At 74.3% G+C, this 20185-nt stretch carries 16 protein-coding genes; 8 read left to right on the top strand and 8 right to left on the bottom strand.

Features of this window, described 5'->3' with window-relative positions:
* The coding region (locus ABFY07_RS39355) for a DEAD/DEAH box helicase (RefSeq protein ID WP_346179071.1) at positions 1 to 1260 on the bottom strand (1260 nt) is incomplete at its 3' end.
* Between the two features lie 464 nt (positions 1261 to 1724).
* Between ABFY07_RS39355 and ABFY07_RS39360 the strand changes: the two genes are divergently transcribed.
* Positions 1725 to 2495, top strand: a complete 771-nt coding sequence (locus tag ABFY07_RS39360) for a ferritin-like fold-containing protein (protein WP_065964152.1) — start codon at positions 1725 to 1727, stop codon at positions 2493 to 2495.
* 138 nt (positions 2496 to 2633) lie between these two features.
* On the opposite strand, the gene ABFY07_RS39365 is transcribed toward ABFY07_RS39360, so the two are convergent.
* The 4 genes from ABFY07_RS39365 to ABFY07_RS39380 all read right to left on the bottom strand — a co-directional run bounded on the left by ABFY07_RS39365 (position 2634) and on the right by ABFY07_RS39380 (position 4540).
* The gene (locus tag ABFY07_RS39365; protein WP_065964153.1) at positions 2634 to 2900 is read right to left on the bottom strand and encodes a hypothetical protein; all 267 of its coding nucleotides are present in this window, start codon (positions 2898 to 2900) and stop codon (positions 2634 to 2636) included.
* A gap of 263 nt (positions 2901 to 3163) precedes the next feature.
* Positions 3164 to 3391: a DUF3107 domain-containing protein gene (locus ABFY07_RS39370; RefSeq protein ID WP_065964155.1), complete on the bottom strand. Its 228-nt coding sequence runs from the start codon at positions 3389 to 3391 to the stop codon at positions 3164 to 3166.
* A gap of 147 nt (positions 3392 to 3538) precedes the next feature.
* The gene (locus ABFY07_RS39375; RefSeq protein ID WP_346179072.1) at positions 3539 to 4180 is read right to left on the bottom strand and encodes a TetR/AcrR family transcriptional regulator; all 642 of its coding nucleotides are present in this window, start codon (positions 4178 to 4180) and stop codon (positions 3539 to 3541) included.
* 135 nt (positions 4181 to 4315) lie between these two features.
* A complete protein-coding gene (locus ABFY07_RS39380; RefSeq protein WP_346179073.1) occupies positions 4316 to 4540 on the bottom strand; it encodes a hypothetical protein in 225 nt (74 codons plus the stop codon).
* Positions 4541 to 4706: 166 nt separating this feature from the next.
* On the opposite strand from ABFY07_RS39380, the gene ABFY07_RS39385 reads away from it, so the two are divergent.
* The 7 genes from ABFY07_RS39385 to moeZ all read left to right on the top strand — a co-directional run bounded on the left by ABFY07_RS39385 (position 4707) and on the right by moeZ (position 13639).
* Complete coding sequence (locus ABFY07_RS39385; protein WP_346179074.1) at positions 4707 to 5765, top strand: alpha/beta fold hydrolase; 1059 nt, start codon at positions 4707 to 4709, stop codon at positions 5763 to 5765.
* A 302-nt stretch (positions 5766 to 6067) separates the two neighbouring features.
* Positions 6068 to 6433 carry a hypothetical protein gene (locus ABFY07_RS43325; RefSeq protein WP_428837088.1) on the top strand — a complete coding sequence of 122 codons (366 nt, stop codon included), beginning with the start codon at positions 6068 to 6070 and terminating at the stop codon, positions 6431 to 6433.
* Positions 6430 to 7497: a DUF3152 domain-containing protein gene (locus ABFY07_RS39390; protein ID WP_428837089.1), complete on the top strand. Its 1068-nt coding sequence runs from the start codon at positions 6430 to 6432 to the stop codon at positions 7495 to 7497. The genes ABFY07_RS43325 and ABFY07_RS39390 overlap by 4 nt, the downstream gene beginning before the upstream one ends.
* 345 nt (positions 7498 to 7842) lie before the next feature.
* On the top strand, positions 7843 to 9798 hold the full coding sequence (locus tag ABFY07_RS39395; protein WP_346179075.1) for a DUF3492 domain-containing protein: 1956 nt from the start codon (positions 7843 to 7845) through the stop codon (positions 9796 to 9798).
* Positions 9795 to 11339, top strand: coding sequence for a hypothetical protein (locus tag ABFY07_RS39400; protein WP_346179076.1), 1545 nt, complete (start codon positions 9795 to 9797; stop codon positions 11337 to 11339). Before ABFY07_RS39395 ends, ABFY07_RS39400 begins: the two co-directional genes overlap by 4 nt.
* Positions 11336 to 12307 carry an SDR family oxidoreductase gene (locus ABFY07_RS39405; RefSeq protein WP_346179077.1) on the top strand — a complete coding sequence of 324 codons (972 nt, stop codon included), beginning with the start codon at positions 11336 to 11338 and terminating at the stop codon, positions 12305 to 12307. Before ABFY07_RS39400 ends, ABFY07_RS39405 begins: the two co-directional genes overlap by 4 nt.
* 153 nt (positions 12308 to 12460) lie before the next feature.
* Positions 12461 to 13639 carry an adenylyltransferase/sulfurtransferase MoeZ gene (gene moeZ, locus ABFY07_RS39410; protein WP_346179078.1) on the top strand — a complete coding sequence of 393 codons (1179 nt, stop codon included), beginning with the start codon at positions 12461 to 12463 and terminating at the stop codon, positions 13637 to 13639.
* 100 nt (positions 13640 to 13739) lie between these two features.
* Here the strand turns inward: moeZ and ABFY07_RS39415 are convergent, their stop codons facing one another.
* The 3 genes from ABFY07_RS39415 to ABFY07_RS39425 all read right to left on the bottom strand — a co-directional run bounded on the left by ABFY07_RS39415 (position 13740) and on the right by ABFY07_RS39425 (position 20148).
* On the bottom strand, positions 13740 to 15365 hold the full coding sequence (locus tag ABFY07_RS39415) for an alpha/beta hydrolase (protein WP_346179079.1): 1626 nt from the start codon (positions 15363 to 15365) through the stop codon (positions 13740 to 13742).
* A 121-nt stretch (positions 15366 to 15486) separates the two neighbouring features.
* Complete coding sequence (locus ABFY07_RS39420) at positions 15487 to 16995, bottom strand: alpha/beta hydrolase (protein ID WP_346179080.1); 1509 nt, start codon at positions 16993 to 16995, stop codon at positions 15487 to 15489.
* A 156-nt stretch (positions 16996 to 17151) separates the two neighbouring features.
* A complete protein-coding gene (locus ABFY07_RS39425) occupies positions 17152 to 20148 on the bottom strand; it encodes a lysylphosphatidylglycerol synthase domain-containing protein (RefSeq protein WP_346179081.1) in 2997 nt (998 codons plus the stop codon).
* Positions 20149 to 20185: the final 37 nt, after the last annotated feature.

The following is a 20185-nucleotide window of genomic DNA, read 5'->3' on the forward strand; positions in this document are numbered from 1 at the left end:
CGGGGCGGGGGCCGCCTCGGCGGGGGCCGCCGCGCGGCGGCCGCGGCCGCCCCGGGCGCCACGGGGGCCGGTCTCGCCGAGGTCTTCGATCTCCTCGGCGTCCAGGCCGGCCCGGGTCCGCTCCGCGCGGGGCAGGATGCCGGTGGTGCCCTCGGGGATGTTCAGCAGCTCGTACAGGTGCTCGGAGGTGGAGTAGGTCTCCTCCGGGTCGTTGAACGGCAGGTCGAGCGCCTTGTTGATCAGCTGCCAGCGCGGGATGTCGTCCCAGTCGACGAGGGTGACGGCGGTGCCCGACGCGCCCGCGCGGCCGGTGCGGCCGATGCGGTGCAGGTAGGTCTTCTCATCCTCGGGGGACTGGTAGTTGATCACATGCGTGACGCCCTCGACGTCGATGCCGCGCGCGGCGACGTCGGTGCACACCAGCACATCGACCTTGCCGTTGCGGAAGGCGCGCAGCGCCTGCTCGCGCGCCCCCTGGCCGAGGTCGCCGTGGACCGAGCCCGCGGCGAAGCCGCGCTGGGAGAGCTGGTCGGCGATGTCGGCGGCGGTCCGCTTCGTACGGCAGAAGATCATGGCCAGGCCGCGGCCCTCGGCCTGCAGCACGCGCGCCACGACCTCCGGCTTGTCCATGGAGTGGGCGCGGAAGACATGCTGGGTGATGTTGGCGACGGTCGCGCCCTCGTCGTCCGGCGCGGTGGCGCGGATGTGGGTGGGCTGCGACATATAGCGCCGGGCCAGCGAGATGACCTGGCCCGGCATGGTCGCCGAGAAGAGCATCGTCTGGCGTTTCGCCGGCAGCATCTGGATGATCTTCTCGACATCGGGCAGGAAGCCCAGGTCGAGCATCTCATCGGCCTCGTCGAGGACGAGGCTCTTCACGGCGGAGAGCCGCAGCTTCTTCTGGCCCGCCAGGTCGAGCAGCCGGCCAGGGGTGCCGACCACCACGTCGACGCCCTTCTTCAGGGCCTCGACCTGCGGTTCGTACGCGCGGCCGCCGTAGATCGCCAGGACGCGCACGGCGCGCACCTTGCCGGCGGTGAGCAGATCGTTGGTGACCTGCTGGCACAGCTCGCGGGTGGGGACGACCACGAGCGCCTGCGGGGCGTCGGTCAGCAGCTCGGGCTCGGCCCGGCCCGCCTCGACGTCCGCGGGGACGGTGACGCGCTCCAGCAGCGGGAGGCCGAAACCCAGCGTCTTGCCGGTGCCGGTCTTGGCCTGGCCGATGACGTCGGAGCCCGAGAGGGCCACCGGGAGGGTCATCTCTTGGATGGGGAACGGGGACGTGATGCCGACGGCCTCGAGGGCCTCGGCCGTCTCGGGAAGGATCCCGAGGTCTCGGAAAGTGGTCAGGATGCTTGCCTCTTCTGTGAGACGCGGCGTGAGGCGGCGAAGGGGGTCGCACGGCGCCCCGAGTACGACCGGCCTTGGGGTGGCCGGTCCGGCGCGGGACCACTGCCCTCGCTCGAGCGCTCATACCGCGAGCGGGTCCCTCCTGCCGTGCGCACGATTCCATGCGCGCCGCGCGGAGGGCGGTCGGTTTGGAGCCGATCGGGCCACCGACCGGGCATCCGTATGCGTGGAACGACCCGCCGATACTCGGCGGGCGCCTTTACCACTGTACCCCGTGAGCGCGCATCTGTGACCGGGATGCCGGGTACGCCCGCCGGTCGGCCATGGCTGACCAGGGCCCTCCCCGGGGCGCTCAGCGGGCTATTGTGCGCACCATGGAGACGTCTGACACACCGGAGAACGGCCCCGCCGCCGGGGAGCGCACCGAGGGACACGCCGACGGGGAGCCCGCCGGAATCGCCGCCCAGGACTGGGCGCGGGCGGCCGCCGACCCGCAGTACCGCGCCGCCGTGGTGGACCTGCTCGGCGCCCTCGCCTACGGCGAGCTGGCCGCCTTCGAGCGCCTGGCCGAGGACGCCAAGCTGGCGCCCACGCTGGAGGACAAGGCGGAGCTGGCGAAGATGGCGTCCGCCGAGTTCCACCACTTCCAGCAGCTCAGGGACCGGCTGGCGGAGGTGGGCGAGCAGCCGACGGCGGCCATGGAGCCCTTCGCGGCGGCGCTGGACGGGTTCCACCGCCAGACCGCGCCGTCGGACTGGCTGGAGGGCCTGGTCAAGGCGTACGTGGGCGACTCGATCGCCAGCGACTTCTACCGCGAGGTGGCGGCCCGGCTGGACTCGGACACCCGAGCCCTGGTGCTGGGGGTCCTCGACGACACCGGCCACGCCTCGTTCGCGGTGGAGAAGGTGCGGGCGGCCATCGAGGCGGACCCGAGGGTCGGCGGGCGGCTGGCGCTGTGGGCGCGGCGGCTGATGGGCGAGGCGCTCTCGCAGGCGCAGCGCGTGGTCGCGGAGCGGGACGCGCTGTCCACGATGCTGGTGGGCGGGGTGGCGGACGGCTTCGACCTGGCGGAGGTCGGCCGGATGTTCTCCCGGATCACCGAGGCGCACACCAAGCGGATGGCCGCGCTCGGCCTGGCGTCCTGAGCCCTCGCGCTGGGCCTGGCGTCCTGAACCCTCGCGCTGGGCCTGGCGTCCTGAGCCCTCAAGCACAGCGGCGGCGGCGCGCGGCCCGCACCCCGGGGGTGCGGGCCGCGGCGCGCGTACCTGTCGTGCGGCCCGGCTTCAGGCCGGCGCGGAGCGGCGGACCCTGCCGGCCGGGCGGACCAGCAGCGACAGCAGCGCCACCGCGAATCCCAGCGCGACGACCAGCACCGTCGGCGTGTGGCCCGCGCCCAGCACGGTGTGGCTGAGCAGGGCGCCGAGCAGCGCGGCGGCCGGGCCGGTGGACAGCAGCAGACGCCTGGAGTGGAACCTCCGGGGCTGCCAGCGGCCTGCCCCGTACGCGATGGCGAGACCGATCAGTACGGAGCCGAGCGCTTCCAAGATCATGGTGCGTCCTTCCCGTGAGCGGATCGGGACCGCGGCCTGCTGATACATCGGTGCCGAGCCCCGGTCGAGGCCGTACTACCCCCGCCCGGGGGTGGGCAACCCTGCGCGGCCCCACCCACACCCGAAGGGGGTCCTCCGTACCCGGGCGTGGCCCTGAAGGCCGCATGCGAAACATGCGAAACATCGAAACGTGGCATGCAAAAGCCGCGGGGCCCGGTGGATCCTCCACCGGGCCCCGCGGCTGTTGGCTTTGGCGCGGACGCTCAGAGCGCGCTGAAGCCGACCTTGCGGACGGTCGGCTCGCCGATCTCGACGTACGCGAGCCGGTCGGCCGGGACCAGGACCTTGCGGCCGTGGTCGTCCACCAGGGTCAGCAGCTGCGCCTTGCCGGCGAGCGCGTCGGCCACCGCACGCTCGACCTCCTCGGCAGACTGCTCGCTCTCCAAGGTGATCTCGCGGGGCGCGTGCTGCACGCCGATCTTGACCTCCACGGCTTTGTCCCTCCGACGGTCAGTTGGGTGCGCGGCCAGCCGCGCCGTACGCAGCACACATTAGCCGGGCGCGGAGACCGGCCGGGCCGCCCGGGCGCACGCCCGCAGCGAACACGCGCCCCGGCCGCTCCCAGCCGCCCCCGCGGCTCAGTGGCCGCCGTCGGCCCCGTGCAGCGGGAAGCCCGCGATGCCCCGCCAGGCGAGCGAGGTGAGCAGCTGCACCGCCGTCTCCCGGGGGACGGCGCTCTCGCTGGAGAGCCAGTAGCGCGCGACGACCTGCGAGACCCCGCCGAGGCCGACCGCCAGCAGCATCGACTCGTCCTTCGACAGACCGGTGTCCTCGGCGATGACCTCGCTGATCGCCTCGGCGCACTGCAGAGCGACCCGGTCCACGCGCTCGCGCACGGCCGGCTCGTTGGTCAGGTCGGACTCGAAGACCAGGCGGAAGGCGCCGCCCTCGTTCTCCACGTACGCGAAGTAGGCGTCCATGGTGGCGGCGACCCGCTGCTTGTTCTCGGTCGTGGACGCCAGCGCGGTGCGCACCGCCTGCAGCAGCGACTCGCAGTGCTGGTCCAAAAGGGCCAGGTAAAGGTCCAGCTTGCCGGGGAAGTGCTGGTAGAGCACGGGCTTGCTGACCCCGGCGCGCTCGGCGATGTCGTCCATGGCCGCCGCGTGATAGCCCTGCGCCACGAAGACCTCCTGGGCCGCCCCCAGGAGCTGATTCCGTCGGGCTCGGCGCGGCAGGCGCGTGCCCCGCGGGCGCGCCTCGGTCTGCTCGATGGCTGTCACGCCGCCTCCCAATGAGTGTTCCGTACACGGTGTCCACCGCGCCCGCCATCGTACTTTTGGGTAACAGGCCCGCGCGCGGTCCGTACGGAGAATTTCACGTACCGGACTCCATGAAAAGCTGACAAATGGCGCAGGTCATGGGTAGTCGTCCTCGTCCACCTCGACGACCCGGGCCTGTTCCAGCCGGTCCGCCTCGTTCACCTCGATCGATCCGTCGCCGTTCACGGGCTCGTCGCGCCGGGGAAGGAGGTCCTGGCGCTGCTCCGCGGCATCCACTTCCGGAGCCTCGACGTCCTCCACGGCGGATTCGGTGGCCTCGGTTTCCTCGAAGGTCTCGGGGTCGCTGGGGTCGACGGTCATTTCTCCCCTTCCTCAGGTGCCCGGGTCCGGGCCGCTCGTCCCGCGGCCCTGGTCCCGGTGATCGTCCCTGTGTAATACGAGCCTAGGAGAGCTCACTTTCGGACGCTACGTGGTCTGTGAGGGCCAACACAGGGTTCCCTGCGTGATCGTCTCGTAACATTGCCGCATGTCTTTGCCCGAGCCGCCGGATGCCCGCATCGTCCCAGCGGTCCCACCCGCCCGGCCCGTCCGCGTCGGCGCGGGGGAGAAGCTGCGCACCGCGCGCCTCCCGGGTCTCACTCTCACCGTACGGTCCCGCCTGCCGGTCCGGGACGGGCTGCCCCCCGCGCTGTACGTACACGGGCTCGGCGGCTCCTCGCAGAACTGGTCCCTCCTGATGGAACCGCTCGCCGACCGGCTGGACAGCGAGGCCCTCGACCTGCCCGGCTTCGGCGACTCGCCCCCGCCGGACGACGGCGACTACTCCATAGCCGGCCACGCCCGTGCCGTGATCCGCTACCTCGACGCGAGCGGTCGCGGCCCCGTGCACCTGGTGGGCAACTCGATGGGCGGCACGGTCTCCACCCGCGTCGCCGCGCTGCGCCCGGACCTGGTGCGCACCCTCACGCTCGTCTCGCCCGCGCTGCCCGAACTGCGCCCGCAGCGCACCGCGATCCCCACCGGCCTGCTCGCGATCCCCGGCGTCACACGGCTGTTCACCCGGCTGACCAAGGACTGGGACGCGGAGCGGCGCACCCGCGAGGTCATGGCGCTCACCTACGGCGACCCGGGCCGGGTCAGCGCGGAGAACTTCGCGCTGGCGGTCGAGGAGTTCGAGCGGCGGCTGGCCCTCCCGTACTTCTGGGACGCGCTCACGCGCTCGGCGCGCGGCCTCGTGGACTCGTACACGCTGGGCGGCCAGCACTCGATGTGGCGGCAGGCCGAGCGGGTGCTGGCGCCGACGCTGCTGGTCTACGGCATGCGCGACCAGCTGGTGTCCTTCCGGGTGGCGCGGCGGGCCGGCGCGGCCTTCCGCGACTCGCGGCTGTTGACGCTGGTGGACGCGGGGCACGTCGCGATGATGGAGTATCCGGAGGCAGTGGCGCAGGGCATGCGCGAGCTGCTCGACGACGTGGCAGGACGAGAGGGCCGGGAGGGCCGGGAGTACGGCGGCCGCCGGGGCGACCCGGACGCACGGGTCGCCCCGGTGCCCGGCGTGGACGGGAGCGGTGCGGCGCGTGGGTAAACACAGCGCACGTGGCGGCCAGGAGGGCCGCGACCGCCGGTCCGGGCAGGCCGGCCCCGGCACGGGTGCCGGGCCCGGTTCCGGTCCCGAGTTCGTGGAGCACGTGGCGCCCGGCGCGGCCGCGGCCCCGGGCACCGGCCGCAGGCGGCGGGTGGTGCCGGGGCCGGGCGCGGATCCCGCGGTGACACCGCCGCAGGGCGTGCCGCGCATGCGTCCGCAGGAGCCCGCCGTGCCACGGGCCCGCAGCGGGCACCCGGAACACCGCGAGCAGGGAGGCGGCTGGGGCGCCCTGGGCAGCGCGGGTGGGCCGGGCGGACTGGCTGGTCCGGGCGGGCCGGGCGGCCCTGCGGGGGGCGGCGGTCGTGGCGGACCCGGGGGTTCCGGAGCCCGAGGGGGTCCTGGTGGCCCCGGCGGTCGTGGTGGGTTCGGTCCCGGTGGGCCCGGTGTTCCCGCGGGCCCCGGTGGTTTCGGCGGTCCCGGTGGGCCTGGCGGCCGTGGTGGACTCGGGGGCTCCGGCGGGCCCGGCGGTCGTGGTGGGTTCGGTCCCGGTGGGCCCGGTGGATTCACCGGCCCCGGCGGTGCCGGCGGACCCGGTGGGCCGGCGCGGCGGGGTGGTCCGGGGGCCGCTCCCGGCGGCGCGCGGGCGTCGTTCGGGGCGCGGACGGTGAGCGCGCCGTCCGGCGTGGCGGCGGGCGGCCTGATGCCCGGTCCGCGCAAGGAGTACGTCGAGGCATTCGACACCCCCGACGCCCTCGACTGCGACGGCGAGGACGTCTTCGCCGCAGGCGCCCCGGGCGCGGCGCGGGCGCGGCGCCGTACGGGCGCCGACGCGGGCGGGACGCACGACGGCGGCAGCGGCACCGACACCGCCGAGGGCGCGGAGGAGCCCCGGGAGGCGGGCGGGCACGCCAAGGGCGGCAGGACGCGGACGTTCACCGGTGTGGCCGCCGCGGCCGTGACCACCGTGCTGGCGGTCGTGGTCGCCGGACAGGTGGCGGGTGGGCCGCAGGACGAGGGCAACACCGCGCGGTCCCCGGGCGGCGCCGGGCGCTCCGACGCGCCGGGCGACCGCGACGACGGGCGCGGCGGCGGGGCGACGGCCTCCGCCTCGGCCGAACCGACCCCCACGGCCACTTCGTACGACGCGGTGATGGCGCTCAAGTTCCCGCTGGACCCCAAGCTGAGCGGATCCGGGGCGTTCAAGACCATCCCCGGACATGACAAGGGGACCGGCCGGGGCCAGGTGCTGCGCTATCGCGTGGACGTCGAGAAGGGGCTGCCGCTGGACGGCGAGCTGTTCGCGAAGGCCGTGCACAAGACGCTGAACGACGACCGCAGCTGGGGACACGGCGGGACCCGCTCCTTCGACCGGGTCTCCTCCGGCCGGGCCGACTTCGTGATCACGCTGGCCAGCCCCGGCACCACCGCGAAGTGGTGCGCGAAGTCCGGCCTGGACATCACCCAGGACAACGTCTCCTGCGACTCGGCCTCCACCGAGCGCGTGATGATCAACGCCTATCGGTGGGCGCAGGGCGCCCGGACCTTCGGCGACGACAGGATGCACGCGTACCGGCAGATGCTCATCAACCACGAGGTGGGCCACCGGCTCGGGCACAACCACGAGTACTGCTCGCGGCAGGGCGCGCTGGCGCCGGTGATGATGCAGCAGACCAAGTTCCTGACGACGGACGGGGCGACCTGTCGGCCGAACGCCTGGCCGTACCCCAAGTAGGCGCCCCGCGCGTCGTCCCCCGCCTTCCCCACGCGCGCCCGTCAACCACGGGCGCGCGCCCGTCACCCACAGCCGCGCGCCCTTGAACGGCGGCCGCGCGCCCTTGAACGGCGGCCGCGCGCCTTGAACGGCGGCGGCGCGCCCTTGAACGGCGGCCGCGCTGCCGCCGCGCGCGGCCCGTACCGCCCCGCAACGCCTGACCCCCGGGAAAGTCACGAGCGTTCACCCCTTCCGGTGGCGCGACGGACAACCGTCCGTCGCGCCACCACCCCGCCCGCATAACGTGCTGCCGCTGCCGGACGGCGGCGCGACTGCTTGCCGACAGGGGAGATCGGGGGTGCGCTCATGCGCGTGGGACTGCTCACGGAGGGTGGGTATCCATACGCGACCGGTGAGGCGAGAGTGTGGTGCGATCGGCTGGTGCGGGGGCTCGACCAGCACGAGTTCGAGGTCTACGCACTCAGCCGGAGCCCCCGCCAGGCGTCAGGGGGCTTCATGGAGCTGCCCGGCGCGGTCCGGCGGGTCCGCACCGCGCCGCTGTGGGGGGAGGTCGCGGGGACGCCGCGCCGGGGACGGGAGTCATACGGGCGGCGCGAGCGGCGCCGGTTCGCCGAGTGCTTCGGGGAGCTGGCGGCGGCGATCAGCGCGCCGGGCGGCCCCGGGAGCCCGGTCGCCCTCGCTGTCCCCGCTTCCCTCGACGCCCCCGCTGCCCCCGCTGTCCCCGAGACGGGCCGGGCCGAGCGGGCCGGCGGTATCGACAGCACGGGCTACACCGACGGACGCCAGGCGGACCGTTTCGCCAGCGGGCTGTACGGGCTCGCCGACCTGGCCCGGGAGCACGGCGGGCTGCCCGCCGCGCTGCGCTCCGAGACCGCCGTACGCGCCCTCGAGCGCGCCTGCCACACCCCCGGCGCCCTCCACGGCGCGCACCAGGCGCGGGTCGCCGACCTGCTGACCCTGGCCGGAGCGCTGGAGCGCGCGCTGCGCCCGCTGTCGCTCGACTGGTACGGCGACGGCCACGGCGAGGGCTCCGGCGCCACGGCCGGACCCGGCCTGTCCGGTGTGGACCTGTGCCACGCCGCCTCGGCGGGCCCGGCCGCGCTCCCGGGGCTGCTGGCCCGGCGCTTCTTCGGCACCCCCCTCCTGGTCACCGAGTACGGCGTACGGCTGCGCGAGTACTACCTGGCGAGCGCCGCCCGCCCCGCCGCGCCCAGGAGCGCGGCGCACTCCGGGCCGGTGCGGACGCTGCTCGCCTCGTTCCAGGGGCGGCTGGCCGCCGAGGCGTACGCCCGGGCGGCGCTGGTCACCCCCGGCAACACCCATGTGCGCCGCTGGCAGGAGCGTTGCGGGGCCGCCCCGGAGCGGCTGCGCACCGTCTACCCGGGCATGGACGCGAGCCGCTTCGCGGAGGTGGGCGAGCGCGGGGCGGGCGGCGCGCGCGGTGCCGGCCGCCCCGGCGGGCTCGGTGGCGTGGCCGGCACCGGAGCGGCGGCCGACGACGGCCGCACGCTGGTGTGGCTGGGCCGCCTCGAGCCCGCCAGGGACGTCGTGGCGCTGCTGCACGCCTTCGCCCAGGTGCGGCGGGCGGTGCCCCGGGCGCGGCTGCGCCTCGTCGAGACCGGGCGCCCCGCCCCGGGCGCCGCCGACTACCCGGCCCACTGCCGCGCCCTCGCCGCCCACCTCTTCCCCGACGAGGCCGCCGACGCCCATACGGTCGGCGACAACCCGGTGTCCTTCGAGCGCCTGGGCGGCCCGGAGCTGCCGTCCGCCGCCGAGGCGTACGCGGCGGCCTGCGTCGTGGTGCTGTCCAGCGTGGTCGAGGGCTTCCCGGTCGGACTCGTCGAGGCGATGTTCTGCGGGCGCGCCACGGTGTCGACGGACGTCGGCGCGGTATGCGAGGTCATCGGCGGCACGGGCCTCGTCGTCCCGCCGCGCAACCCGCGCGCGCTCGGCGACGCCTGTCTCGCGCTGCTCGGCGACCCCGAGCGCCGCGCGCGCCTGGGCGCCGCGGCGCGCGCCCGCGCGCTGGAGCTGTTCACCACCGAGCAGAACGTGGCGGCGTTCCGGGGCATCTATCTGGAGCTCATGTCGCACTGCCCGGTGCGCCGGGACGAGACCGACGAGGACGGCGAGCCCGTGCCTTTCGCCCGCCCGGCCGAGGCCCACATCCCCGGCCGCTGGGCGGGGCGCCGCGGCGAGGCCCCCGCGACGGCCGACCACACCCCCACCTGGGCCACCGCCCCGCACGACCCCGAACCCTTGGGAGTGGGCCCGCGGCTGCCGGAAGAGGCCCGCCCATGACCCCGCCCGGCCCGCCCGGAGCGGATCCCGTCCCCCACCCCGCCCCCCAGCCGGACGCCGCGCGCACTCCCCGAAGCCCCGGCGGGTGGAACGCGCCGTCCCGCGCGCTCCTCGCCGGGCCGTCGGAGGAGGTCGCCGGGCCCTCGGAGGAGGGGGACGCGGTCGAGGGGGACGCGGCTGAGAGGGACCCGGCCGAGGGGGACGCGGCCGGGGCGCGGCTGGAGGGGAGGCCGGAGGGGAAGCCGCAGCCGCGGGCCGCCGGTGCGGTGTTCGTGGGAGGGGGGTCCGCGGACCCGGTGCGGATGTTGCTGCACCGTCACCGCGACCTGTGCGCCCGCGCGGTCGATCCGCTGGAGATCGCGGCCGGGCTCGAGGCCCACGGCATGACGGACCGGACCGCCGCCCGCTTCCGGCACCGTGACGTCTTCGCGCTCGCCGAGGAGCTGTACGCGCGGGTCCCCCGCGAGAGCGGCGGCCCGCCCGCCCCGCCGACCGACACGCAGACCGATCCGCCGGCCGGGCCGCCGCGCGGGCGCCTGGGCGGCCGGCTGGCGCTGGGCGCGCTGCACCTGGTGCCCGGGGCGCTGTGCGCGGCGATCGCCGTCGGGCTCGCCAGGGCGGGGGCCGCGGCGCCCGGGGCGCGGGTCGCCGCCGGGGCGGGGGGCGCCGTGCTGGTGGCCGCCGCGCTGTGGCTGTGTCTGGCCCGTGGGCCGCTGAAGGCGCGGGGTGGCGGGGTCGCCGCGCGGCTGACCGGGGTGTGCCGGGTCGGCTGGCTCGTCGCGTTCGCCCTCGGCGGTGACTGGCTGCTCGCCGGGGTGCGGACCGGCGTATGGCGGCCGTTCGGCGCCGCGGCCGCCGCGGAGGCCGCGGTCGTACTGGCGCTTGCGCTCGCGCCGGCCGCCTGGTGCGCGCGGTGGTTCGCCCGGCGGGCGCGCCGCGGGCTGGCGGGCAGCCGGGGGCTGGCGGAGTTCGCGGCGGGTGTACGGCCGCTGCTCGCCGGCACGGTGGCGCTGTTCCTGTGCGCCCTGCCGCCGCTGGTGTCCGGGGTGCGGCTCGCCCTGCCCGGCCGCCCGCCCGAGCCGGCCCCGAGGGCCGCCGCCGGCACCCTCCCCACGGCCGACACCGCCGCCGGGGCCGTCGTCGCCCTGTGCGTCGTGCTGTTCGTGGCCCGGTTGCTCGCCGTCCACGGCTACCGCCGGGCCGCCGCGCTCGGCACCGCCGCCGCCTGCCTGGCCGAGGCCGCGGTGGTGTGCGGTACCGCGGCCGGCCGGCTGCCGGGAGGCGAGAGGGCCGGCGAGGCCGTGGCGCGGGCGTCGGCCGCCTGCGGGCCCGTCACCGTCCCGGCCGCGGTCTGCGGAGCCACCGCCCTCGCGCTGCTGGCCTACGCGTTCGCCGCGCTCTCCCGCGCCTCGGCCCACGGTCCGGGCGCCGACCGCCTCACCGCTTCCGAACCCGCCGCCCCCCTCCGCCCACCACGACAAGGAGCACATGACATGAGCGACGGCATGACCGCCCCCCAGCCCCAGGAGCGTGACCGATGAGGGTCCTGCTGCTCGGCTCCGGGGGATATCTCGGCCGCTACGTCGCCGAACACCTGCTCGCCGACCCCGCCGTCCAGCTCACCGCGCTCGGCCGCGGTGACGACGCCGACGTGCGGTTCGACCTGTCCACCGGCAGCCCCGGCGCGCTGACCCGCTTCCTGAACGCCGTCCACCCCGGGGTGGTGATCAACTGCGCGGGCGCGACCCGTGGCGGGGCGCGCGAGCTGACCCGGCACAACACCGTGGCGGTCGCGACGATCTGCGAGTCGCTGCGGCGCAGCGGCTGCGGCGCCCGCCTGGTCCAGCTCGGCTGTTCCTCCGAGTACGGGCCGTCCCAGCCCGGCTCCTCGACGGCCGAGGACGCCGTGCCGCGCCCCGGCGGCCCGTACGGGGTGAGCAAGCTGGCCGCGACCGAGCTGGTGCTGGGGTCGGGCCTGGACGCGGTGGTGCTGCGGGTGTTCTCCCCGGTCGGGCCCGGCACCCCGGCCGGGTCGCCGCTGGGCCGGCTGGCCGAGGCGATGCGCCGCGCGATGCAGGCGGGCGACGGGGAGCTGAAGCTGAGCGGCCTGGGCGTGCAGCGCGACTTCGTGGACGTCCGGGACGTGGCGCGGGCGGTCCACGCGGCCTCGCTCTCGGCCGCGCAGGGGGTCGTCAACATCGGCAGCGGACGCGCCGTACGGCTGCGCGACGCGGCCGCCGTGCTGGCCCGGGTGGCCGGCTTCGGCGGCACGCTGCACGAGGTGGACGCGCCGCCGGGGCGCGGGCCGCACCACGCGGTGGTGCCGGGCCCGGCCGGGCCGCCGGTCGAGCACGTGGGCGGCGCCGCCGGGTATCCGTATCCGGACGGCTGCGGCAGCTGGCAGCAGGCGGATGTGCGCACCGCCCGGGACCGGCTCGGCTGGCGCTCCAGGATCGCGCTGGAGGAGTCCCTGGCCGACATCTGGATGGAGGCGGCGTGCCGTATCTGAGGAGCGGGCCGGCGGCGGTGCCGGGGGCCGGCGGCGGTGCCCGGGTGATGGGACGGTTCTGTCTCGCTGGCCGGACCGCCCGTCTCGGAATGAGATGGGCCATGGCAGTGTTACCAGGAGAAGAACCCTGCTCCCACCCACTACGGAGTCCCCGTGTCGCTGCCACCCCTGGTCGAGCCGGCCGCCGAGCTCACCGTCGACGAGGTCCGCAGGTATTCACGCCATCTGATCATCCCTGATGTGGGGATGGACGGCCAGAAGCGGCTGAAGAACGCCAAGGTGCTGTGTGTGGGCGCGGGCGGTCTCGGCTCGCCCGCGCTGATGTACCTCGCCGCGGCCGGTGTCGGCACCCTCGGCATCGTCGAGTTCGACGAGGTCGACGAGTCCAACCTGCAGCGCCAGATCATCCACAGCCAGTCGGACATCGGCCGCTCCAAGGCGGAGTCCGCGCGCGACTCGGTGCTCGGCATCAACCCGTATGTCAACGTCGTGCTGCACGAGGAGCGCCTCGAAGCGGACAACGTGATGGAGATCTTCTCCCAGTACGACCTGATCGTGGACGGCACGGACAACTTCGCCACCCGCTATCTGGTCAACGACGCGTGCGTGCTGCTGAACAAGCCGTACGTGTGGGGGTCGATCTACCGCTTCGACGGCCAGGCCTCGGTCTTCTGGTCCGAGCACGGTCCCTGCTACCGCTGCCTGTACCCGGAGCCCCCGCCGCCCGGCATGGTCCCCTCCTGCGCCGAGGGCGGCGTGCTCGGCGTGCTGTGCGCCTCCATCGGGTCGATCCAGGTCACCGAGGCCATCAAGGTGCTCACCGGCACCGGCGAGCCGCTGGTCGGCCGCCTGATGATCTACGACGCCCTGGAGATGACCTACCGCCAGGTCAAGGTCCGCAAGGACCCCGACTGCGCGGTCTGCGGCGAGAACCCCACCGTCACCGAGCTGATCGACTACGAGGCCTTCTGCGGCGTCGTGTCGGAGGAGGCCCAGGAGGCGGCGGCCGGTTCGACGATCACTCCCAAGCAGCTCAAGGAGTGGATCGACGACGGCGAGAACATCGACATCATCGATGTCCGCGAGCCCAACGAGTACGAGATCGTCTCGATCCCGGGCGCCCGGCTGATCCCGAAGAACGAGTTCCTGATGGGCACCGCCCTGCAGGACCTTCCGCAGGACAAGAAGATCGTCTTGCATTGCAAGACGGGTGTCCGGTCCGCGGAAGTCCTCGCCGTCCTGAAGTCCGCGGGCTTCGCGGACGCGGTCCATGTGGGCGGCGGTGTCATCGGCTGGGTCAACCAGATCGAGCCGGAGAAGCCCGTCTACTGACGCGTTCCCCGGTGCCGGCGCGGGAGCGTCGAGGGCCCCGGGACCGTTCCTCGGATCGGAGCGGTCCCGGGGCCCTCGCGTATGCCGGGCGGGGGAGGGGTTACGAGCAGACCTTGCCGTCCGCCGGCACCTTCCCCTTCAGCAGGTAGTCGTCCACGGTCTTCGTGGTGCAGCCGTTGCCGCCGTTGTACGCGCCGTGGCCCTCACCCTTGTTGGTGAGCTCCACCCCGACGCCCTGGCCCAGCGCCTTGACCATCTTCCGGGCGCCCTCGTACGGCGTGGCCGGGTCACCGGTGTTGCCCACGACCAGGATCGGCGCCGAGCCGGGGGCGCTGACCTCGGGGTGGTCGGTCCTGCCCGCCACCGGCCAGTCGGTGCACGCGAGCATGCCCCAGGCCAGGTACTCGCCGAAGACGGGCGAGGCCTTGCGGTACTCGGGCATCTTCGCCTTCACGTCGGCGACCGTGTAGCGCTGCTTGTCGTCCACACAGTTGATCGCGACGTTGGCGGGTCCCTGGTTGCTGTAGTGGCCGTTCTGGTCGCGGCCGGACATGGAGTCCGCCAGCGGGAGCAGCAGATCGCCGCGCCCCACGTGCAGGGCCTCGGTCAGCCCCATCGTCAGGTACTGCCAGGTGTCCTTGCTGTACAGCGCGGCGGCGATGCCGCTGACGGCCTGGTCCTGGGTGAGTTCGCGGCCGCTCTTGGTGGGCAGCGGCTGCTTGTCGAGCTTCTTCAGCAGCGAGACGATCTTCTGTTCGGCCTTGTCGGGGTCGCTGCCGAGCGGGCAGGTCAGCGCGTTCGCGGTGCAGTCCTTGAGGTAGTTGTCGAGGGCGAGCTGGAAGCCCTTCGCCTGGCCGAGGTTGCCCCGCTCCGGGTCCTCGGTCGGGTCGACGACGGCGTCGAGCACGACGCGCCCCACGTTCCTGGGGTACAGGTGGGCGTAGACGCCGCCCAGCTCGGTGCCGTACGAGATGCCGAAGTAGTACAGCTTCTTGTCGCCGAGGACGCCGCGCATGAGATCCATGTCACGGGCGGCGCTGACGGTGTCCACGTGCGGGAGCACCTTGCCGGAGTTCTTCTCGCACGCGGCGACGAAGTTCTTCTGGTCCGCCGTCGCGGCCGCGAGCTCGGCGGCGTCGTCGGGCGAGCCGTCCACGGAGTCGGACGCGTCGAGTTCCTTGTCGCTCTGGCACTTCACGCCCGCGCTCTCGCCGACCCCGCGCGGATCGAAGCTCACCAGGTCGTAGCGGGCGCGCAGCCGCTTGTAGTCCGAGCCGAAGGCGGGGAGGGTGGCCACGCCGGAGCCGCCCGGGCCGCCGAAGTTGAAGATGAGCGAGCCGATCCGCTTGCTGGGCTCGGTGGCCTTGGAGCGGATCAGGGCGAGGTCGATCGTCTCGCCGTCCGGCTTGGCGTAGTCCAGCGGGACGCGCATCGTCGTGCACTGCCACGCGCTGCCCGGGGCCTTGCCGCCGCCGCCCTGCAGCGTGCTGGGCGCCGGGCAGGACTTCCAGCTCAGCTTCTGCCCGGTGAGCGAGCCGGGCAGGCCGGAGTCCGACGGCGCGCCGGGGGCCGACGGCGTGCCGGGGGCCGACGAGGAGGGGGACTCCTTGCCCTTGCCCTCCGAGTCGCCGTTGTCGCCGTTACAAGCGGCGACGCCGGTGAGTGCGACCACGACGGCCGCGGAGACCAGCGCCCTGGCCCGTTTGGTGCGTATGGAGCTCGACATAGCCGGTGATCCTAAGTGCGCGCTATGAGCGGGAACGTTCAGGACTCTTCTCAGTTCGGTCACAAATGTCGCAACGTGACCGGTGGGTTTCGTGCGGGAGGCTCCCCCTGATTGCGGTTCGCTAGCCGCAGACCTTGCCCGACGCGGGCACCTTGCCCCGCAGCAGGTAGTCGTTGACCGTACGGCGCACACAGGCGTCCCCGCTGTCGTACGCGCCGTGCCCCTCGCCCTTGTACGTCAGCTGCACCCCGACGCCCGGGCCCAGCTCCTGCGCCATCTTCCGGGCGCCCGCGTACGGGGTGGCCGGGTCGCCGGTGTTGCCGACGACCAGGATCGGCGCGGCGCCCGGCGCGCTGACGTCCGGGGTGCGCCAGGCGCCGCCCACCGGCCAGTCGGTGCACTGGGTGAGGCTCCAGGCCAGCATGTCGCCGAAGACCGGGGACGCCTTGCGGAACTCGGGCAGCTTCTTCTCGATGTCGGGGACCGTGTAGCGCTGCTTGAAGTCGGCGCAGGTGATGGCGGTGAGGGAGGCCTGGAGCGTGCTGTAGCTGCCGTCCGGGTCGCGGCCGTTCATGGCGTCGCCGAGGGCCAGGAGGATCTTCCCGTCGCCCTGTTGGGCGTCCGAGACGCCCTGGGTGAGGTACTGCCAGAAGTCCCGCGAGTACAGGGACTGCGCGATGCCCCCGCCGGCCAGCGACTCGGTCAGCCGGCGTGCGCCGATGCCGGGCAGCGGGCGCCGGTCGAGCTTCTTCAGCAGCGCGCGGATCTCCGCCTGGGTGGGGCAGCTGTAGGCGTTGCCGCCGCCGCACGCCTTCATGTAGTCGCCCAGCGCCAGCTGAAAGCCCTTCGCCTGGGCGAGGGCGCCCTGCTCCGGGTCCTGCGCCGGGTCGACGACTCCGTCGAAGAGCGCCCGCCCCACCTTCTTGGGGAACAGATGGGCGTAGACGCCGCCGAGTTCGGTGCCGTAGGAGACGCCGAAGTAGTGGAGCTTGTCGTCGCCGAGGACGCCGCGCATCAGATCCATGTCGCGGGCGGCGTTGGTGGTGCCGACATAGGGAAGTACTTTTCCGGAGTTCTTCTCACAGGCGGCGGCGTACTGCTTGACGCGGCCCACCAGGGCCTTCACTTCGGCGCTGTCGTCCGGGGTCGAGTCGGCCGCGTAGTAGGCGTCGAGCTGCTTGTCGCCAAGGCAGCGCACCCCGCTGCTGCGGCCGACCCCGCGCGGGTCGAAGCTGACCAGGTCATAACGGGTGCGCAGCTCCTTGTAGCTGGCCGCGAGGGCGGGCAGGGTCGCCACGCCCGAGCCGCCGGGGCCGCCGAAGTTGAAGATGAGCGAGCCGATGCGGTGGCGCCGGTCGGTGGCCTTGGCGCGGATCATGGCGATGCCGAGAGTCTCCCCGTGCGGCCGGCGGTAGTCCAGTGGGACGTGGAGCGTCGCGCACTCCCACTGCTTGCCGGGGGCCGTGGTGGCCCCGTCCTGGCTGTCGTCCGGGGCGGGGCAGGCGGACCACTTCAGCTTCTGGTGGGCCGAGGTGTCCGGCCGCCCGCCGCTGCCCCCGCCGCAGCCCACGGCGGCGGCCAGCAGCAGGGCGACGGCGGCCGACGCACCGGCGCGTACGGGTCGGGACACGGCGGCTCTCCGGGAGGTGGGGGCGTACCGCCATCCTGCGGGGCGCGCGGTCCCGGCGCGCGCGGTGCGGGCGTACGGGTGAGGCGCGCGCGCGGGCGTACGAAGGTGAACCCCGGGCGTACGGGTGAGGCGAGCGCCTTACGGGCGCCCCTTACATCACAGGGCCTCTTTGCGGGTGAGGTGGGTGAAGGCCAGCCAGCCCGGCAGCACCGGCAGCCAGAAGACCATCAGCCGGAAGAGGAGCACCGCGGGCGCCGCCGTCTCGTACGGCAGCCCGGCCAGCGTCAGACCCGCGATCAGCGCCGCCTCGACGGCTCCCACACCGCCGGGGGTGGGCGCCGCGGACCCCAGGGCGTTGCCCGCGAGGAAGACCACCGCGATGCTCGCGTAGCTCATGTCGCCGCCGAACGCCCGGATCGAGGAGTCGAGGCACAGCACGTTGGCGCCGGTCAGCAGCAGCATGCCGCCGATTCCGGCGAGCAGCTTCCTGGGCCGCTGCAACACGTCCAGCATGCGCGGGACGACGCCCGCGAACAGGGACCGCAGACGGGTGGACACGAACTTCCGCAGGGCGGGGATCGCGGCCACCACGAGCGCGAGCACCGCGGCCGTCAGCAGCCCGGCGATCACCGTGCGGGACGGCGAGAGCGTCGGGGTGCGCTCGGTCCCGGTGATGTAGCCGAAGGTCAGCAGCAGCAGGATGTGGCTGGCGAGGCCGAACAGCTGGGAGGCGCCCACGCTGGCCACCGCCAGGCCGGGCCGCACCCCCGCCCGCTGCAGGAAGCGGGCGTTGAGCGCGACCCCGCCGACCGCGGCCGGGGCCACCAGCTTCACGAACGACGCGGCGACCTGCGCCAGCACGGTCCGCCCGAACGGCACCTTCTCCGGCACGAAGCCGAGCAGGCTCAGCGCCGCCGCGACGTACGTCAGCGCCGAGAACAGCAGAGCGGCGACGACCCACAGCCAATTGGCCTCGCCGACCACCGTGCCCAGCTTGATGTGGGTGAACTGGGACAGCAGGAAGTACGCGGCGAAGGCGCCCGCGCAGAAGCTGACCAGGGTGCGCGGCTTGATGCGCTCCAGCCGCACCGGCTCTATCGGCGCCTGCGGCCGGATCAGCAGCACCTGCCGGCGGATCTGGGAGAGCAGGTCCTCCTCGCGGGCGTCCTCCAGGGCCTCGTCTATCGCCCGCTTCTCCGCCTGCTTCTCGGCCTTGAGCGCCTTGCGGTCGACCGCGGCCGCGTCCACCCGGCGCCGGCCGCCCGCCTTCTCCTCGGCCTCGGCCGCCTCCTCGGCGGCCTCTGTGGCCGCCTCGGCCTGCCGCGCCTCCTTCGCGGCGCGCGAGGCATCCAGCACGGCTTCCCTCTGCCGCTGCGCGCGCTCTCGCGCGAGGGCGCGCAGCGTGGCGCGGGTGCCGCGGTTGAGGGCGAGGGGCTGCAGCAGCGGGAGGCTGTCGGCGACCGCGTCCGGGCCGAGCACCTCGACCGCGGCGGCGACGGACCGCTCCGCCCCGACCCGCAGACCGAGCGTGGTCAGCAGTTGCGCGACGTCCATCCGCAGCACCACGTCGCCGGCCGCGATCTCGCCGCCGCGCAGATCGGTCAGCACGACCCGGCCGGAGCGGTCCACCAGCAGCGCGTCTCCGTCCAGCCGGCGGTGGGCGATCCGGCGCGACTGGAGCGCCTTGACCTGGCGCCAGGCGCTCGCCAGCAGTTCATCGGTGATCGCCTCGTCGGGCAGCGCGTTGAGCGGGCGGCCGCCGATGTGCTCGTAGACCAGCATCACGGCGTCCGGGCCGAGCTCTGAGGTCGCGATCAGCTTCGGCGCGCGGGCGCCGGCCGCGATGGCCGCGTAGGCCAGCAGCGCCTCCTGCTCCAGGGCCTGGCGCAGCGACTGGAGGCTGCGCGGCGGGGTGATGGTGCGCAGCGTCAGCCGCTGCCAGACGCGGTAGAAGAAGCCCTGGGCCTGCTGCTCGCGGTCCACGACGGTGACGTCCAGGGGCGGGCCGTCCTCGAGGGTGACCAGATAGCGGCGGCCTCTGTCGGACTGGCCGGTGTGGCCGTTATGGCCCAGATGGCCTTTGTGGCCCAGGTGGCTTTTGTGGCCGGTCCGGTCGGCGCGGGCTCCGGGCTCGCCGTCCGCGGAGTCCTCGTACCGGAGCGCGCTGACCGGCGCGAAGCCGACGTGGCGCAGCCCGGCGAGCAGGTGCTGGCCGGTCGGCCGCACGTTCGGGGAGCCGACGGCGTAGAGCGTGCCGTAGGCCACGGTCCAGCCGATCAGCACCGTGATGATGATCGAGAACGGTGTGGTGTAGCCGCCCACCAGCACCGCGAAGGCGTCGAGCAGCAGGACGAACCACATGGCCACCCGCCAGCGCGGGCGGCGGGCCATGCCGACGGCCGTCATATAGGCGATGACGGGGGCGAGATAGCCGTGGACGGGGTCGCTGAGGGTGCCGCCGGGCGCCGGCTGGGTGAGCGCCTCGCGGATCGATTCGGGGGCGCCGCGGGCCACCCACAGGTCGGTGGCCAGGGACACCCCGTGGGCGAGGACGGCGGCCAGCACGCCGTCGGCGATCCGCAGCCCGTCGCGTTTGATCAGCCGCTCGATGGCGAACGCCATGGGGAGCAGCAGCACCGCGACGCCGGCCGCCAGGCCCGCGAAGTCGATCAGCAGCGGGGGCGCCTGGTCGGCGCCGTTGCCGATGTCCTTCTCCAGCCCGGCGGTGGTGCCGTGCGCGAAGGCCGCGATGGCCAGCACGGTGCCGATGCCGAGCATGCCCAGGAGCAGCCGGAGCAGGTCGAGGGGGCGGTGGACGCGGGCGGGCAGCAGCGGCTCGTCGCCGGACACCCGGTCGACGTGCGGCTGGGGGGCGTCGCAGTCGCGGGCCCCGGCGGTCCGGTCGTCGTCCGCGGGCTCAGGGGCTTCCTGCGGCGCGGTCTCGTGCCCCGGCGAATCCTGCCGAGGCTCCTGCTGCGGGGTCTCGCTCTGCGGGGTCTCGTGCTGCTGGGAGTCCTGTTGAGGCTCCTGGGGCGACCTGGGCTGGGACGGCTCGCGCTTCTGGGCGCCGGGCAGCGCTTTGGGGGAGCGGGCCTCCCCTTCCGGAGGCTGCGCACCCTGCTGCTCGGCCTTCTCTTCTTGATCTCGTATCACCAGTCACCGCCCGGAAGATGGTGGCATGCCCGGGCTG

The organism is Streptomyces sparsogenes subsp. cuspidosporus (assembly GCF_039532705.1).
GTDB lineage: Bacteria > Actinomycetota > Actinomycetes > Streptomycetales > Streptomycetaceae > Streptomyces > Streptomyces sparsogenes.